At 66.6% G+C, this 15,423-nt stretch carries 14 protein-coding genes and 1 tRNA gene; 8 read left to right on the top strand and 7 right to left on the bottom strand.

The window, feature by feature from the left end:
• Positions 1-33: 33 nt before the first annotated feature.
• The 4 genes from U0177_RS22000 to greA form a co-directional block, all read right to left on the bottom strand.
• Positions 34-429, bottom strand: a complete 396-nt coding sequence (locus U0177_RS22000; RefSeq protein WP_409572818.1) for a Fic family protein — start codon at positions 427-429, stop codon at positions 34-36.
• 76 nt (positions 430-505) lie between these two features.
• A complete protein-coding gene (locus tag U0177_RS21995; protein WP_409572817.1) occupies positions 506-721 on the bottom strand; it encodes a hypothetical protein in 216 nt (71 codons plus the stop codon).
• A gap of 73 nt (positions 722-794) precedes the next feature.
• On the bottom strand, positions 795-2,264 hold the full coding sequence (gene lysS / locus U0177_RS21990; protein WP_409572816.1) for a lysine--tRNA ligase: 1,470 nt from the start codon (positions 2,262-2,264) through the stop codon (positions 795-797).
• Positions 2,265-2,332: 68 nt separating this feature from the next.
• On the bottom strand, positions 2,333-2,806 hold the full coding sequence (greA, locus tag U0177_RS21985) for a transcription elongation factor GreA (protein WP_409572815.1): 474 nt from the start codon (positions 2,804-2,806) through the stop codon (positions 2,333-2,335).
• A gap of 553 nt (positions 2,807-3,359) precedes the next feature.
• Between greA and U0177_RS21980 the strand changes: the two genes are divergently transcribed.
• Positions 3,360-4,373 carry a LacI family DNA-binding transcriptional regulator gene (locus tag U0177_RS21980; RefSeq protein ID WP_409572814.1) on the top strand — a complete coding sequence of 338 codons (1,014 nt, stop codon included), beginning with the start codon at positions 3,360-3,362 and terminating at the stop codon, positions 4,371-4,373.
• 77 nt (positions 4,374-4,450) lie between these two features.
• Positions 4,451-5,554: an ABC transporter ATP-binding protein gene (locus U0177_RS21975; protein WP_409572813.1), complete on the top strand. Its 1,104-nt coding sequence runs from the start codon at positions 4,451-4,453 to the stop codon at positions 5,552-5,554.
• Between the two features lie 66 nt (positions 5,555-5,620).
• Here U0177_RS21975 and U0177_RS21970 read toward each other — a convergent pair.
• Positions 5,621-5,694, bottom strand: a tRNA-Gly gene (locus U0177_RS21970).
• 659 nt (positions 5,695-6,353) lie between these two features.
• Here U0177_RS21970 and U0177_RS21965 point away from each other — a divergent pair.
• From U0177_RS21965 to U0177_RS21945, 5 genes are all read left to right on the top strand, one after another.
• Positions 6,354-6,971 carry an RNA polymerase sigma factor gene (locus tag U0177_RS21965; RefSeq protein WP_409572812.1) on the top strand — a complete coding sequence of 206 codons (618 nt, stop codon included), beginning with the start codon at positions 6,354-6,356 and terminating at the stop codon, positions 6,969-6,971.
• Positions 6,972-7,233: 262 nt separating this feature from the next.
• A complete protein-coding gene (locus U0177_RS21960; protein WP_409572811.1) occupies positions 7,234-7,599 on the top strand; it encodes a metallopeptidase family protein in 366 nt (121 codons plus the stop codon).
• 32 nt (positions 7,600-7,631) lie between these two features.
• Positions 7,632-8,897: a glycosyl hydrolase family 18 protein gene (locus U0177_RS21955; protein ID WP_409572810.1), complete on the top strand. Its 1,266-nt coding sequence runs from the start codon at positions 7,632-7,634 to the stop codon at positions 8,895-8,897.
• Between the two features lie 42 nt (positions 8,898-8,939).
• A complete protein-coding gene (locus tag U0177_RS21950) occupies positions 8,940-9,944 on the top strand; it encodes a hypothetical protein (RefSeq protein ID WP_409572809.1) in 1,005 nt (334 codons plus the stop codon).
• Positions 9,945-10,261: 317 nt separating this feature from the next.
• Positions 10,262-11,332 (top strand): M42 family metallopeptidase, encoded by a 1,071-nt coding sequence (locus tag U0177_RS21945; RefSeq protein WP_409572808.1) that lies wholly within the window; start codon positions 10,262-10,264, stop codon positions 11,330-11,332.
• A gap of 7 nt (positions 11,333-11,339) precedes the next feature.
• Here U0177_RS21945 and U0177_RS21940 read toward each other — a convergent pair whose 3' ends face one another.
• Complete coding sequence (locus tag U0177_RS21940; protein WP_409572807.1) at positions 11,340-12,659, bottom strand: PAS domain-containing sensor histidine kinase; 1,320 nt, start codon at positions 12,657-12,659, stop codon at positions 11,340-11,342.
• The gene (locus U0177_RS21935) at positions 12,660-13,799 is read right to left on the bottom strand and encodes an FIST signal transduction protein (RefSeq protein ID WP_409572806.1); all 1,140 of its coding nucleotides are present in this window, start codon (positions 13,797-13,799) and stop codon (positions 12,660-12,662) included.
• A 426-nt stretch (positions 13,800-14,225) separates the two neighbouring features.
• On the opposite strand from U0177_RS21935, the gene U0177_RS21930 reads away from it, so the two are divergent.
• Positions 14,226-15,161, top strand: coding sequence for an NAD(P)-dependent oxidoreductase (locus U0177_RS21930; protein WP_409572805.1), 936 nt, complete (start codon positions 14,226-14,228; stop codon positions 15,159-15,161).
• Positions 15,162-15,423 lie beyond the last annotated feature (262 nt).

The raw sequence follows: 15,423 nt of genomic DNA, 5'->3' as shown, positions 1-15,423 counted from the left end.
TATCACCTATTCTTTTCAGGCCGGCGCGAGCGCCTAGCCGCCAGCATAGGCTTCCAGGCGGTCGCGCAGCCAGGCTTCCAGGCCCTCGCGGTCGAGGTCGGAATAGTTGACCGCGCGGATGATACGGACCAGATCGCCATCGCTTACGTCGGCCAGGCGCGCGCCATTGATCGCCAGCATGCGCAGCAGCGCCAGGAGCGCAGTAGCCTCGTTAGCGCCGACAAACGGCCGGCTCTTGAGCAGCAGAAACGCCAGCGCTGCAGCCTTGCTCGGCAGATCAGGGTACAGCTCGGCGCCAAACAACACCTGGCGCGGCGCGTCAAGCGCGCTGGCCAGCCGATCCTGGCTGGCGACACCCAGGCGCCCGCCGTAGCGCGTGACGACATAGGCATGCAGATCGAGCGTATCATCGCGAGTCAGATAGTTCATAGATGATTGTATGGTCTGCGCCCGCGTTTTGAGTTGCGGAATGCAAACGCAAAACGCAGAACTCAAAACTCGGCGCTCAGATGCCGGTTAGCTCGCGAAAGGCCTTGTCGTACGTATCGCTCACGCCGCGCGCCCACTCGCGCAGCTGCGGGCTGGTGGGGCGGCGCAGCAGCACCTCGCGGTCGGTGAAGATCAGCTCGACAAGATCCTCGTCGCCGAGGTTTGCGGCGCGCAGCCAGCCCTGCACCACCTCGGGTAGATTCTCGCGCTCGATCGTCAGTGAGCGTGGCATAGGCACTCCTAAGCAGCTGTCAGTATCGCTGTGTGTAGTGCGGCGATACCGCCAGCCGGCTACTGCGAGCTGCTTACTCGGTTTGGCGCAGGTGCGGGAACAGCACCACCTCGCGTATCGTCGACTGGTCGGTGAACAGCATGACCACGCGGTCGACGCCGATGCCCAGGCCGCCGGTGGGCGGCATGCCGTACATCAGCGCGTTCAGGTAGTCGGTGTCCATCTGCTGGGCCTCGTCGTCGCCGGCGTCGTAGGCGCGGCCCTGCTCGAGAAAGCGCTGCTCCTGATCGAGCGGGTCGTTCAGCTCGCTGAAGGCGTTGCCCATCTCCATGCCGGCGATGATCGGCTCGAAGCGCTCGGTCAGCGCCGGCTGGTCGGGCCGCTTCTTGGCCAGCGGCGAGAGCGGCACCGGGTGATCGAGAATAAACGTCGGCTGGATCAGCAGCGGCTGCACATACTCGCTGAACAGCTCGTCGACCTGCTTGCCCCAGCTGGGCTTGTTCTCGACCTTCAGGCCGGCGGCGCGGATGGCCTGCTGCAGCGGCACCAGCTCGGTCAGCTGCATGATATCGATGCCGGTCTTCTCGACGATCGCCTCGGGGATCGACACGCGCTGCCAGTCCGGGCCAAAGTCGATCGTGTGGCCCTGGTACGTCACCGTCGTGGTGCCGCAGGTCTCGAGCGCGATCGCGCGGAACATCTCTTCCACCAGGCGCATGATGTCGTTGTAGTCGGCGAAGGCCTGGTAGCACTCCATCATGGTGAACTCGGTGTTGTGCGTGCGGTCGACGCCCTCGTTGCGGAAATCCTTCGATATCTCGTACACCCGCCCGAGCTGGCCAACGATCAGCCGCTTGAGGTACAGCTCGTCGGCGATGCGCAGGTACAGCTGCTGCTTGAGCTGGTTGTGGTGCGTAACGAACGGCCGCGCCGACGCGCCGCCGTACACCGGCTGGAGCGCCGGCGTCTCGACTTCGAGGAAGCCGCGGTTGTCGAGAAAGCGGCGCATGGCCGTAATGATCTTGGCGCGGGTGCGGAAGATCGCGCGCACCTCGTCGTTGACGATCAGGTCGAGGTAGCGCTCGCGCAGCCGGGCCTCGACATCGGTGAGGCCGTGCCACTTCTCGGGCGGCGGGTTGAGCGCCTTGGCCAGGACGGCCATGCGCTCGACGAAAATTGAAGCCTCGCCGCTCTTGGTGCGGCGCAGCAGGCCGCTCACCTCGACAATATCGAAAGTGTCGATGTCGTCGCGGAAGCGCGCGAACCACTCGTCGCCCAGGTCGGCCTTGCTGATCCACAGCTGGATCGTACCCGACTCGTCGGCGATATGCGCGAATGCCAGCTTGCCCATGATCCGGCGCGCGCCCATGATCCGGCCGGCCAGCGTCACGCGCTCGGCGCGCGCGGCGATGGCATCGAAATCGGCCAGTACATCGGCGATGGGGTGAGTACGATGCGAGCGGGGTGGGAATGGGTCGATGCCGGCAGCGCGCAGACGTTCGAGCTTGGCGAGGCGCTGCTGCTGTAGTTCATTCAGTTCCATACGCTATGATCCGTGATGCGTGATGCGGAGCGTCTTCACGTATCACGGATCACGCATCACGCGGGCGGCTACTGAATTTTCAAGATCGTCAGCTTCATCGTGCCAGAGGGCGTATTCACCGTCACCTTCTGGTTGCGGCGTTTACCAAGCATTGCCGCGCCAAGCGGCGACTCGTTCGAGATCTTGCCCTCGCGCGGCTTGGCCTCGGCGCTGCCCACGATCGTCCAGGTTTCTTCGTCGTCCTCGCCGTCGACGCGTACGGTCACTTTCGAGCCGACCCGCACTTCGTTGCCCTGCCCATTCTCTTCGTCGATGATCTGGGCGCGCGAGAGGATGCTTTTGATCTCACGGATGCGGCCTTCGAGGTGCGCCTGCTGGTTCTTGGCATCCTCGTACTCGCCGCTCTCCGAGATATCGCCAAGCTCTTTGGCGGCGCCGATGCGCTCGGCCACCTGGCGGCGGCCACTCGTCTGCAGCTCTTCCAGTTCGGCCTCTAGTTTCGCGCGGCCATCACGGGTAAGGTAGGCGGGTTTTTCGCTCATCGTGTTTGCCTTTTCGCAATTGGGCTCACATCCGCAGGATATGGGCGGCCGCGTGCGGGGTGGGGCGAGTCCTGCGCTTTAGCCAAAAAAGAACTGAGAGGCTTGCTCTCAGTCCTAACCATAACGCTCCCTGAAAGCCCTCGGTCTTCTATAATAGCGGAAGAATGCCAACACTTGGTACCGTTGACGATGTTGCATTATACGTGACAGATGCGGTTTTGTAAAGCGAAACTTGGCGCTCGCCTGCCGCTGCGAATGCCTCGCGGCGCGGCGCGCCCGCCTGCCCGCGCGGCGAAATCTTTACCGGTGTTCGTATTGGTTGCGCGCGCACCCACCCAGCCGCCGCCTCCGCCAGCGGCGCGCAACGCCACCTGCCGAGCCTCCCACACACCCGCTCATACCAAGCCCGGCTGATCTCGTGCTGCGCCAAGCAGCGCAGTACACAAAGAGCGCGATCAAACGGTGTTCATAGTATTCAGCTATTGACAACCTACTACCCCGGTGATATACTCCGCTTAATCGTTTCACCACTGAATCGTTTCAACGTCAGCGTATGGCGGCGACGATCAAACAAGTTGCGGAGCTGGCCGACGTCTCGACGGCGACTGTTTCGTACGTGCTCAACGGCACCGGCACTGTCACCGCAGCCACGCGCCAGCGCGTGCTCGACGCGGTAGCGCAGCTGAACTACCAGCCCAGCCACGCCGCCCGCAGCATGCGCGGCCGCAGCCATACGCTTGGCCTGGTGCTGGCCGGCCAGCCTGGCCGCCTCGCCGACCCGGCGCTGGCCGATCTACTGGCGGGCCTGACGGACGCGGCGGCGCTGCGCGGCTACTACATGCTGCTGGCGAATGCCGCCGAGCACGACGAAGCCGAGCTATGCGTGCAGCTCGCGCGCACCGGGCGGGTCGACGGGCTGCTGCTGCTCGATATGCAGCTGAACGACGCGCGGGCGCGCGCGCTGAGCCAGGCCGGCATTGCGCATGTGTGCGCCGGCCCGCCGCCCGAGGGCAGCGCCAGCCCATTTGTGATGGTCGATGGCCGCGCGGGCGCGCAGGCGGCTATGCGCCACCTGCTGAGCCTGGGGCACCGCCGGATCGGGCTGATCCAGCTGCCATCCGAGCTGGCCGAGAGCGAGCCGCGCTACCTGGGCTACCTCGACGCGCTGGCCGAGGCCGGCCTGCCGCTCGACGAGGCGCTTATTGTCGAGGCCGGGCGCCGCGAGGAAGACGGCTACCAGGCGATCGGCGACTTGCTGGCCACGCCGCAGCCGCCAACCGCCGTGCTGGCGTGCAGCGATGAGCTGGCCTTCGGCGCAATGCACGCGCTCTACGACGCCGGGCTCGAGATCGGCCGCGATATCTCGCTCGTCGGCTTCGACGATCTGCCGCTGGCGCGGCATATGCACCCGCCGCTCACGGCGCTGCGCCAGCCGCGCCGGGCCGTCGGCGAGGCGCTGGCCGCGCTGCTGATCGACGCGATCGAGCAGCGCCCGCGCGCCGCCCAGAGCACCACGCTCGGCGCGCGGCTGATCGTCAGGCGCTCGACGGGGCCGGCGCCAACGTAGCGTGCGGTAGCCGTATGGCATCAGCGAGCACCAGTCTACTACCTGCGATGTGCAATTAGTACAAGGAGAACAGATCCATGGCCGGTATCAAGTTCGATCATGTGTGGAAGCGCTTCGGCGAGGTGTCGGTGCTGAAAGACCTGAACATCGACATCCCCGACCAGGAATTCCTGGTGCTGGTCGGGCCTTCGGGCTGCGGCAAGTCGACGGCGCTGCGCTGCCTGGCAGGGCTCGAAGAGATCACCGACGGCAACATCTACATTGGCGATCGGGTGGTGAACGACGTGCCGCCGAAGGATCGCGATATCGCCATGGTGTTCCAAAGCTACGCGCTCTACCCGCATATGTCGGTGTACGACAACATGGCCTTCGGCCTGAAGCTGCGCAAAACGCCCAAGACCGAGATCGACAAGCGCGTGAAAGAGGCCGCCGAGCTGCTCAGCATCGGCCACCTACTCGACCGCAAGCCCAAGGCGCTCTCGGGCGGCCAGCGCCAGCGCGTGGCCCTCGGCCGCGCGATCGTGCGCAACCCGGCCGTGTTCCTCATGGACGAGCCGCTCTCGAACCTTGACGCCAAGCTGCGCGTCCAGACGCGCGGCGAGATCTCGAAGCTGCACCAGCGCCTGAAGACAACCTTTATCTACGTGACGCACGACCAGGTCGAGGCTATGACCATGGGCTCGCGCATCGCCGTGATGAAGGACGGCATTCTGCAGCAGCTCGACACGCCGCAGACGCTGTACGACCACCCGGCGAATATGTTCGTGGCCGGCTTCATCGGCTCGCCCTCGATGAACTTCTTTGAGGGCAAGCTCGACCGCGGCACCGGCGGCCTGGTGATCGACTTCGGGCCGTTCCACCTGCCCATCCCGGCCGACAAGACCGACGCGGTCAGCTCGAATGTCGGCAAGCCGGTGTACTTCGGCATCCGCCCCGAGGATGTGCACGACGCGCACTATGTGCCGCGCGGCGTCGACGAGAACGCCAAGCTCGCCGCGAATGTCACCGTGGTCGAGCCGCTTGGCTCCGAGGTGTTCGCGTATGTCGAGAACGGCGGCAAAGAGATGGTCAGCCGGCTCGACCCGCGCACCAGCGCGCGCGTCGGCCAGAAGCTCGACCTGGTCATCGATATGAGCAAGATGCACGTCTTCGACCGCGAAAGCGAGAAGGCGCTGGCATAGCGCCTCCGCTCGCTCAGGGCCGTCCCAAACATAAACGACGCTGGCAATGCCAGCGTCGTTTCTGTTTGGTACGGGAGGCGGGAATCGAACCCGCGACTGGAGCTTGGAAGGCTCTCGCGTTACCACTACGCCACTCCCGCGCGCTTGCCCGATTCTAGCGGCTGGCCGCGTTTTCGTCAAATTGGCGTGTGCGCCCTTTTGAGAGATGCCTGCCCGGCTTCGCCAAGCAGGCATCTCTCAAAAGCAGTCTGAAGGGAAGTGCGAGGGGCATAACCCCTCGCGCCTCCCCCTTTCAAACAGGCCCCAAAAGAAATTCGGGTGCGGCAATGCTGCCCCCGCCCCTTCACCACACAGCAAGTGCTCGGCCGAATAATGAACGATTTGTTATTACGACAGCGCGTCGTTCCTTTATATTCATCGGTGCAGTGGCCGGCGGGGCTCCCGCATTTTGTAATCAAGCTGTCATCGGGGCGCCTATCTCAGGCCGATCCGGCGCATCAGGCCGGGCACGCGCCGTAGTTAGGCGCGCCGAACAGGCGCACATACGCCCGATCAGCACATACCGGGTGCTTCGGCCGGCGTGGGCGCGCCAGCGCACGCGCACCCACCTGCGCCCCCACCCACAGATCATCGTCATCCCTCAGGCCAATTTGATCACCGCTCATTCATCTCGTAAATCTATACTCCACCCATACGAAACAGCAGTCACGCGCACGCTACAACTACGTCGCACACATCTACCGACCGCACGATCGGCGCATTAAGGCTTTATAGCCGATCGCTTTCAGAGGGGCTAAAGATGCTGCCAACGTTTGAACTTGCGTCTCACTCATTCGAAAGCGCCGGCGAGCCGCGCTGGGCCAGCGAGCCTGAGTCGAGCCTGATCGCCCGCGCCAAGGCTGGCGATGCCGACGCCATCGGCGCGCTCTACGAGCGCTACGCGCCGCAGATCCAGCGCTACATCGCCGCTCGCCTCGGCGACCCGGTGCAGGCCGAGGATGTGTGCGCCGATGTATTTGTGAAAGTGCTCGAAAGCCTTGGCCGCTACGAAGACCGCGGCTGGCCGTTCTCGGCATGGCTGTACCGCATCGCCTACGCGCGCACCGTCGACGTGCTGCGCCAGTCGCGCCGCCGCCACTCGGTGCCGCTCGACGAAGGCCAGCTCGGCACGCTCGACCCGCCCGACGAGGCGATCATGAGCCGGATCGCCTACCACGAGATCAAGGGCGCGATGGATATTCTAACGCGCGAGCAGCGGCTGGTGCTGCGCCTGCGCTTCGACGAGGACCGCAGCCTAGCCGAGATCGCCGAGTCGCTCGGCCGCACCGTCGGCTCGGTCAAGGCGCTGCAGCACCGCGGCCTCACCCGCCTGGCCCAGGAGCTTGGCTCGCAGGCCGCGATGGTGCCGGCGGTGTAGCCTGGCAGCCCGCCGCTCGATAGGCGACACAGAGCGCACAGATTGCCTGCCGCACGCGGATGCCGGCAGCGTCTGTGCCTTCTGCGTCTCCGGCACGCCCCGCCGATCTTCCCGCCCCCGCCGCACAGCACATGCCCCGCAATACGGCCCGACTGTCGCCCTCGTGTCTGCGATTCCCCTCACCTTTCCGGCATGTAATTCGCGGAAATGCTTGACACCTCATGCTTCCGAAGCGTATAATGACGCGCGGGAGTAGTAGATAATGGATGCCGACGCTTTCGAACAGCTAGTGCTTGATGCGATCGACTCGCTGCCGCCCGAGTTCGCGCAGCACGTCGAGAATGTCTCGATCCAGATCGCCAGGCGGCCAACCGATCTGCACCGCCGCGTCGCCCGGCTTGGGCCAGGGCAATCGCTGTACGGGCTGTACGAGGGCGTGCCGCTGACCGCGCGCGGCAGCGCCGACCCGCTGCTGCCAGACGTGATTACGATCTTTCAGGAGCCGCTGGAGCGCGATTTCGCCGACCCGGCAATGCTGCGCGCCCAGGTGCGCCGCACGGTGCTGCACGAGCTCGCGCATTTCTTTGGGATCAGCGATGACCGCCTGCACGAGCTGGGCGCGTACTGACCGGCGCTCGCCCACATGATGGCAAACCATAGATGATGATCCGTCGACGCCGCTTCTCTCTGCGCACGGCCTGGCCCGCCGCTCTATTCGCGCTCGCCACACTGGTATGGGCGGCGCTGGTCGTCGACACGGTGGGCCTCGCGCGCCAGGCCAGCTCGCCGCCGGTGTTCCCCACCCAGACACCCGCGCCCGCGCCGTCGCCGCCGCCGCTGCCACCGCGCGTGGTGGCCGCCAACACCGCCGACGTGCTGCAGAATGTCGCCCCGCACGACGACCCGCGCGTCGCCAAGGTGCACCCGAAGACCGGCCGCTACATCGCGGCGTGGCTGCCCAACTCGTTCGACTCGATCAACCGCCAGTCGTTCGAGGCCAACGCCGATATTCTCGACGAAGTCAGCCCATTCTGGTACTCGACCGACACGCGCGGCAATTTGCTGCACGGCTCCGACGCGCGCGACAGCGCGCTGATCGAGCTAGCCCACAGCAAAAACGTGCTGGTGATCCCCACGGTGCATAATATCGTCGACGGCCCCGACCCCGTGCCGGCGATTTTGCGCAGCCCCGAGCGGCGTAGCCAGCACGTGCGCAATATCGTGGCCGAGGTTGTGTCGCATAACTACGACGGCATCGACATCGACTACGAGCTGCTCGAGAGCAGCCTGCGCGACGAATTTTCGGCCTTTGTCGTCGAGCTTGGGCAGGCGCTGCACGGCCAGGGCAAGCAGCTGACGATCGCGGTGCACGCGAAGACCGCCAACAACGAGGGACTTGGTCGCTTTCAAGACTGGTCGGTGATCGGCTCGGCCGTCGATCGCATGCGGATCATGACCTACGACTACCACTGGCGCGGCGGTGGCCCCGGCCCGGTGGCACCGGTGTACTGGGTGCGCGCCGTGGCCGACTACGCCAAGTCGGTGGTCGACCCGGCCAAGGTGGTGATCGGCGTGCCGTTCTATGGCTACAACTGGCCTGGTAGCGGCGATGCCACGCCGCAGATCTGGCAAGCGATCAACGACCTGATTCAAACCTACGGCCTGACGGTTAACTTCGCCGAGAGCGATGCGAATGGCGCGATCCAGGAGAGCTGGATCACCTACAAGGGCCGCAAGGTCTGGTTCGCCACCAGCCGCGGCCTCGAGGCCAAGCTGGGCCTGGTGCAGGAGATGGACCTGGCGGGGATCGCGATCTGGCGGCTCGGCGGCGAAGACCCGAAGAGCTGGGATGTGATCCGCGCCAAGCTGCTGCAAGATCCGTTCGAGTCGCAGCGGATGCTGAACAACGCGCTGCCGCAGCATTAGGCATGTTTCAAACACGTAGCTCGTGTCTATTAGGCGCACGCAATGGCTGAGACCGCGATTAAATCAAACGAGCGCGAGGCGGCGCGGCTGTTCGAGCGCGGCGTGGCTGCGGCGCGCGGCGGGCAGCGCCGGGTGGCGGCCGGGCTGCTGGCGCGCGCGGTGCAGCTCGATCCACGCCACGAGCTGGGCTGGCTGTGGCTCTCGGGTGTGCTCGACGCCCCCGACGAGATCGCCTTCTGCCTGCGCTCGGTGCTGACGGTGAACCCACACAACGAGCGCGCACTGCAGGGCCTAGCCTGGCTCGAGCAGCGTGGCCAGATCGCCGCGCAGCCGGTTCCGGCGCCCGAGCCGCGCGTGGCCGAGCCAGCGCCCCAGGCGGCGCCCGAGGCGCACGAGCACGAGGCATGGTGGGTTGGCTGGCGCCGAACGCGCCGCGATACCAGCCGCGCGCGGCTGGTGCTGTGGCTGATTCCGATCTTGCTGCTGCTGCTGACACTTGGGCTCAACCTGGTGCTGCGCGATACGATCGCGCGCAACGAGGCGCTGGCATTGGCAGCGGCGCGCCCGCCCGCCCAGGCCACCGCGCGGCCGGCGCGCCCGGCGATCATTCAGGCCGAGCCGCCCAGCGCGCGCGAGGCGCGGCTGCTGGCCTACCTCAGCGCGGTGGCGGCCCCGCGCGAGCAGCTGCGCGCGGCAGTGGCGGCCTACCGCGAGGCCACCAGCCACCCCGGCGGCTCGTCGATCGGCCACGCGGCGGCGGCGCGCGCGCTGCGCGAGCAGATCGACAGCGCGTACCGCACGCTCGACGCGCTGTCGCCGCCGCCGGCTATGGCCCCGGCGCATAACGCCTACCTCGGCGGGCTCGAGATCGAGCGCAAGGCACTCGACGACATGCTCGAGTTCTACAGCACCCTTAGCATCCAGTACGCCAACCGCGCCACGCTGCGCATGGGCGACGCCGCGCGCCAGCTCGAGTATGCCGGCCAGCTCTTTGCGGCGCCTGCGGCGGCCCAGCCGGCGGCGATACCTGCGCAGGCGGCGCGCTAGCGCGCCGGCTCCAGCGCACGAAGTGTGTATGGCTGGCCTTGGGTTATTCATACCAAATCCGGCTGCTCGCTTGGATTATGGTGGGGGTTCAGGCGGCTTCGCCGCCCCGAAATTTCTTTTTCTTGTGCGGCGCCCGGCAAAGCCGGGCGCCGCACAAGAAAACACAAGTAATCTGTATTGGGCAAATACACCCTGCACGGTGGGGGTGCGGGGCGGCTTCGCCGCGCCGCACCATATAACCACTGTGCAGCATGTGCTTGCCCAGCACAAAAACACAAGTAGTCAAACGGAGTTGGTACAGCTTTGGAGGGAGAGCCATGCTCACAGACCAGGGTATCGCGTTTCTGAAGCAGCTGCTGGCCACGCCCGGCCCCTCGGGCGACGAAGCCGCCGCCGCGCAGCTGTGGCGCGGCCACACCGGCGCGTTCGCCGACCGGGTGTGGGGCGACGTGCGCGGCAACTCGTTTGCCGCGCTCGACGGCGGCGCGCCGCGCGTGCTGCTCGCCGGCCACATCGACGAGATCGGCATCGTGGTGACGTATATCGACGACGAGGGCTTTCTGTCGTTTGCCGGCGTCGGCGGCTGGGACGCGCAGGTGCTGGTGGGCCAGCGCGTGCGCCTGCTGGGCCGCGCCGGCGAGCTGATTGGCGTGGTCGGCAAGAAGCCCATCCACCTGATGAAAGCCGACGAGCGCGAGCACGCAAGCAAGATCGACGATATGTGGATCGATATCGGCGCGCGCTCGAAGGCCGAGGCGCTCGAGCGCGTGCGCGTCGGCACTGCCGGCGTGATCGACGCGCCGTGCTACGATCTGCCGCACCGCCGCCTGGTGTCGCGCGGGCTCGACAACCGCATTGGCGCGTTTACCGTGGCCGAGGCGCTGCGCCTGCTGGCGGCCGACCGCCCCCAGGCCACGGTGGCGGCGGTGGCCACCAGCCAGGAAGAGGTGGGCGATTTCGTGGGCGCGCGCACCGCCGCGTTTAGCTTCGAGCCGCAGGTGGCGATCGTCGTGGACGTGACCTTCGCCACCGATCACCCCGACGCGAACAAGCGGCGCCAGGGCGAGGTGAGCCTTGGCGGCGGCCCGGTGATCGAGCGCGGCTCGACCAACAGCCCGGTGGCCTATGAGCTGCTGCTCGAGATCGCCGAGCGCGAGGGCATTCCCTACAGCGTTGGCGTGAGCCCCAGCCTCACCGGCACCGACGCCGACGCCATCCACCTGTCGCGCGGCGGCGTGGCGACGGCGGTCGTGTCGATCCCCAATCGCTACATGCACTCGCCCAACGAGATGATCCAGCTCGACGATGTCGAGTACGCCGCGCGGCTGATCGCCGCGTTCGTACGCACGCTGACCCCCGACACCGACTTCGTGCCGCGCGCGCGCTGACCCCGCGCTACCGGCGTGGCGCGGCCACCGGCAAGACGGCGGGCAGGCGCACGGTGAAAGCCGCGCCCTGCCCGAGCGCGCTCTTCACGGTGATCTCACCGCCCATATACTGGCAGAAGCGCTGGCTGATCGCCAGGCCCAGCCCGCTGCCGCCATACCGCCGCGTCGTCGAGGCGTCGCCCTGCACGAATGGCTGAAACAGCATGCCCAGCTGCGCCTCGCTGATGCCGATCCCCGTATCGGCGACGGTCAGGCGCACCCATGGCGCGCCGTCGACGATCTCGCGCTCGCCGGTGACTACAATGGCGCCGCAGCGAGTGAACTTGCAGGCGTTGCTGAGCAGATTCATCAGCGTCTGGCGGATCTTCAGCTGGTCGGAGTGCATCGCGCCCAGGCCGGCGCCAAGCTCGACGCGCAGGAAGTTGGCGTTTTCGGCCGCCAGCGGGCGCATGGTCGTCACAACGTCGTCGACCAGCGGCGCGAGGTCGAATGTCTGCAGATCGAGCTGAACCCGCCCGGCTTCGATTTTGCTGAAGTCGAGCACATCGTTGATCAGCGACAGCAGGTGCTTGCCGGCCGACAGGATCTTGCCCAGGTCGCCGAGCATCTCGGCGTGGCCTAGCCCATCGGACTCTCGGAGCAGCAGCTCGCTGTAGCCAATGATCGCGGTGAGCGGTGTGCGCAGCTCGTGGCTCATGTTTGCCAGAAACGCGCTTTTCGCGCGGCTGGCTTCCTCGGCCGCCTCCTTGGCGCGCTGCAGCTCGGCCTCGACGCGCTTGCGCTCGGTGATGTCGCGGATGATCGCCAGGCCGCCGATGATCGTGCCCGACTCGTTGAACAGTGGCGAGTAGTAGCCCTCGAAAAAGCCCGGCTGCTCGCTGCCGGGCAGGGTATAGCGCCGGTCGGCCGCCACCGTGGTATGGCCGGCCAGCGCGGCCTGGTAGAGCAGATCTTCGCCGCTGGCCACGAAGTTCGGCAGCACGTCGGCGGCGCGCCGGCCCAGCGCGTCGGCGGCGCGCTGGCCAAACAGCTGCTCGATCGCCGGGTTCCACACCAGGTAGCGGCACTGGGTATCGAAGGCCAGGATGCCGTCGGCGCTGCTGTTGATGAGCCGCTCAAACACCACGCGCATCTCGGAGTTCGCGCCGATCAGCTCCTGCGAGGTAAGCTCAAGCGAGCGCTCGAGCAGCCGGCGATCGTCGTCGAACTGGCGGTAGGCCTGGTTGACAGCGGCCACAAACGCGCGCCACTCTGGCGTGATCGCCTCGTCGGGGCCAAAGTGGCGCTTGAGCTGGCGCTTCAGCAAGCTATGCAGCTGATCGGGCATCTACTCCTCGGCGAGCGTCGTGATCGTCATGGTCTGGTTGTGCAGCTCGCAGTTCGCGCCGGGCGTGAAAGGCGAGATCTCGCCGTACGAGTAGAATCCGGTGATCGGCGTGTGCGGGCCAAGCACATCGCGCACGCCTTCGATCTCTTCCTCGACGCGCTGCTTGAGCAGCAGCTTGCGCCCGACGCAGCTGATCAGTATCGCGAGGTCGGGCGACGTGTCGCCGATCGCGTGGTAGCTGGTGCGGGCCGCACCGATCGCGCCGTCGATCAGCCGGTCGAAGTTGGCCATCATCAGGCGGGCGTATGCGCCCTGCGGCATATCGCCGGCGAAGGTCATGCTCTGGGCCTCTTCGTCGACCGACAGCACGGTGCGAACCAGGCCGGTTTCGCCGGTGCGCGTGCGCAGGCTCAGCGGGAACAGTAGCCCGGCGGCGGGCAGCTCGGCGGCGTGCTCGCCAAGGTATTTCTTGTACAGCGTCAGCGCCGAGCGGCCGTCGAGCTCGTACAGCACGTTGCCCGACGACCGGGTGATCAGCCGCTCGGGGCCAAACGGATCCCAGCCGCCCAGCGAGCCAAAGCCGACCTTCAGGCGCTTGCCGTACAGGCCCAGCCCGGCCACCAGGCCCGGCGCGGGCGCGCCGTCGGCCAGCACCAGCGTCTGGCCGAAGCGCTCGCCATCGCCCGACAGGCCGCCGGTGATCGTCACGCCCGGCGGCAGGCTGCTCGCAAGGCCCTCGATCAGCGCGCTGCCGTTGATCGTAATGCCGTCGGAGAGCACCAGCACATGCGTAAGGTCGGGCTGCACGAGCGCGCGCCCCAGCTGCGCGCCCGCGCGAAAGCTGTCGTCGATCGCGCTGACGCCGACGCACGCGATGTCGATCTGCGTATGTGCAAAGTGGATCGCAGTGGCGATGAGCGTGCCGTCGGTGACCCTGTCGCCGCATATTTCGCCGGCAGTCGAGCAGCCGAACAGCCGCGCGCGCGGGTAGGCGCGGCGCAGCGCGGCGATCGGCTGTGGATCGTGCAGCTGCTCGGTGCCGCCGAACACCAGCACCAGCTGAGCCTCGTCGCCGAGCTCGCCTGGTCGCGCGGTCTGCCAGCCGCTGGGTGGCATCCAGCATAGTTGCTCGCTGCGCATACATTCCTCATGTCGAAGGCGCCGGGTGCGTCGCACGTCCGGCGTCGATTCCAGTATTTCAGGCGTTATACCGCGTCAGGAACGAAAAGGTTGCAGCGCGCAGCCCACTCCCTGGCACATTTCCGGCGCCGCGCACACGTCAATACTACCATGCTGCGTGATGTGGCAAGCGCCACGCGCGGCATACGCGCTCCGAGCACAGAGCAGGCGAGCCTGGAACCAGAAAAGGAGCGGGCCGGGCATCCTGCGAGGGACACGAGCCGGCACTATTCTACCAGAAAGCGCGCCAAACTTTGGCAGCACCCCGGCGCACGAAGGGCACGCGTGCCACGGCGGCTTCTGCTAGAATGGCGCCTATACCGTACCAGGCCCGCGCCGCACTGCAAAGGTCGCGCGGGCGATTGCAAGCGAAGTGGAGGCCTGCGTATGCCGCGTCTTGGGTTTATTGGCCTGGGGATGATGGGCGGCGCCGCAGCGCGCAACCTGCTGCGCGCCGGTTTCGAGCTGACGGTACACGACCTTCGGCGCGAGGCGGCCGAGCCGCTGGTCGCCCTCGGCGCGCGCTGGGCCGCCAGCCCAGCCGAGGTGCTCGGCCACGCCGATGTAGTAATAACCATGGTGTTTGGGCCGGCGCAGGTGGCCCAAGTGGTTCGCGGCGCGGCCGGGCTGCTCAGCGGCGACTGCCGCAGCAAAGGATGGATCGACCTGACCACCAGCAGCCCGGCGCTTATGCGCGAGCTGGCGGCCGAGTTCGAGCAGGCCGGCGGCTTCGCCGTCGACGCGCCGGTGACTGGCTCGGTCGACGCGGCAATACGCGGTGATATGATCATGTTTGTCGGCGGCGACGACGACGCGGTCGCGCGCGTGCAGCCGATCCTGGCCGCGCTGGGCGAAACGCGGCGCGTCGGCGGCTACGGCAATGGCTACGTGGCCAAGCTGGTGAACAACCAGCTGTGGAAGATCCACGCCGCCGCGATCGGCGAGGCAATGGTGACGGCCAAAAAGGCCGGGCTGGCGCCCGAGGTGTGGTGGGCGGCGATGAAGGGCGGCGCGGCCGACAGCTTTGTGCTTCAGCATGACGTGCCGTCGATCTTCGCAGGGCACTACGATCCTTCATTCCGCCTGGCGCTATGCCTGAAGGATCTCCAACTGATCGACGAGCTGGTGCAGCAGGTGGGCACGCGCTCGGAGCTGACGCAGGCTACCTATGCGCGCTTCCGCGAGGCCGCCGCGCGCTACGGCGAAGACGCGGGCGAGATGTCGGTGTGCCGCCTGATCGAAGAGGACGCCGGGATCGACCTGCGCGTGGCCGGCGCGTGGACCGCGCCGTGGGAGGTGCGCCACCCGGCCGACGCGGGCTAACCACACGGCGCCGCAGGCCCGAGCATGCCGAAGCACGCAGCCCACGCGCCCGAGGCACTCTTTGCGCGGGCTGTGTGCTTCGGCATGCTTATGGCTCACGCTATGCCTGTGTGCGGTTTTTCCCCGCGGAGCGCAGAAAACCGCATACGATTCGAATAAAGAGAACTGCTCTGCCGAAGAGCGGAGCGCGCCGGCTTGTGTAAATCCTACACGTGTAGAGCGAGTTGCACTGCGTGGCTTCGCCACGAAGTGCAACTCAAAA

Source organism: Kouleothrix sp. (assembly GCF_046328425.1).
Classification (GTDB): Bacteria; Chloroflexota; Chloroflexia; order Chloroflexales; family Roseiflexaceae; genus Kouleothrix.
This window is presented reverse-complemented; position numbering and strand designations above follow the sequence as displayed.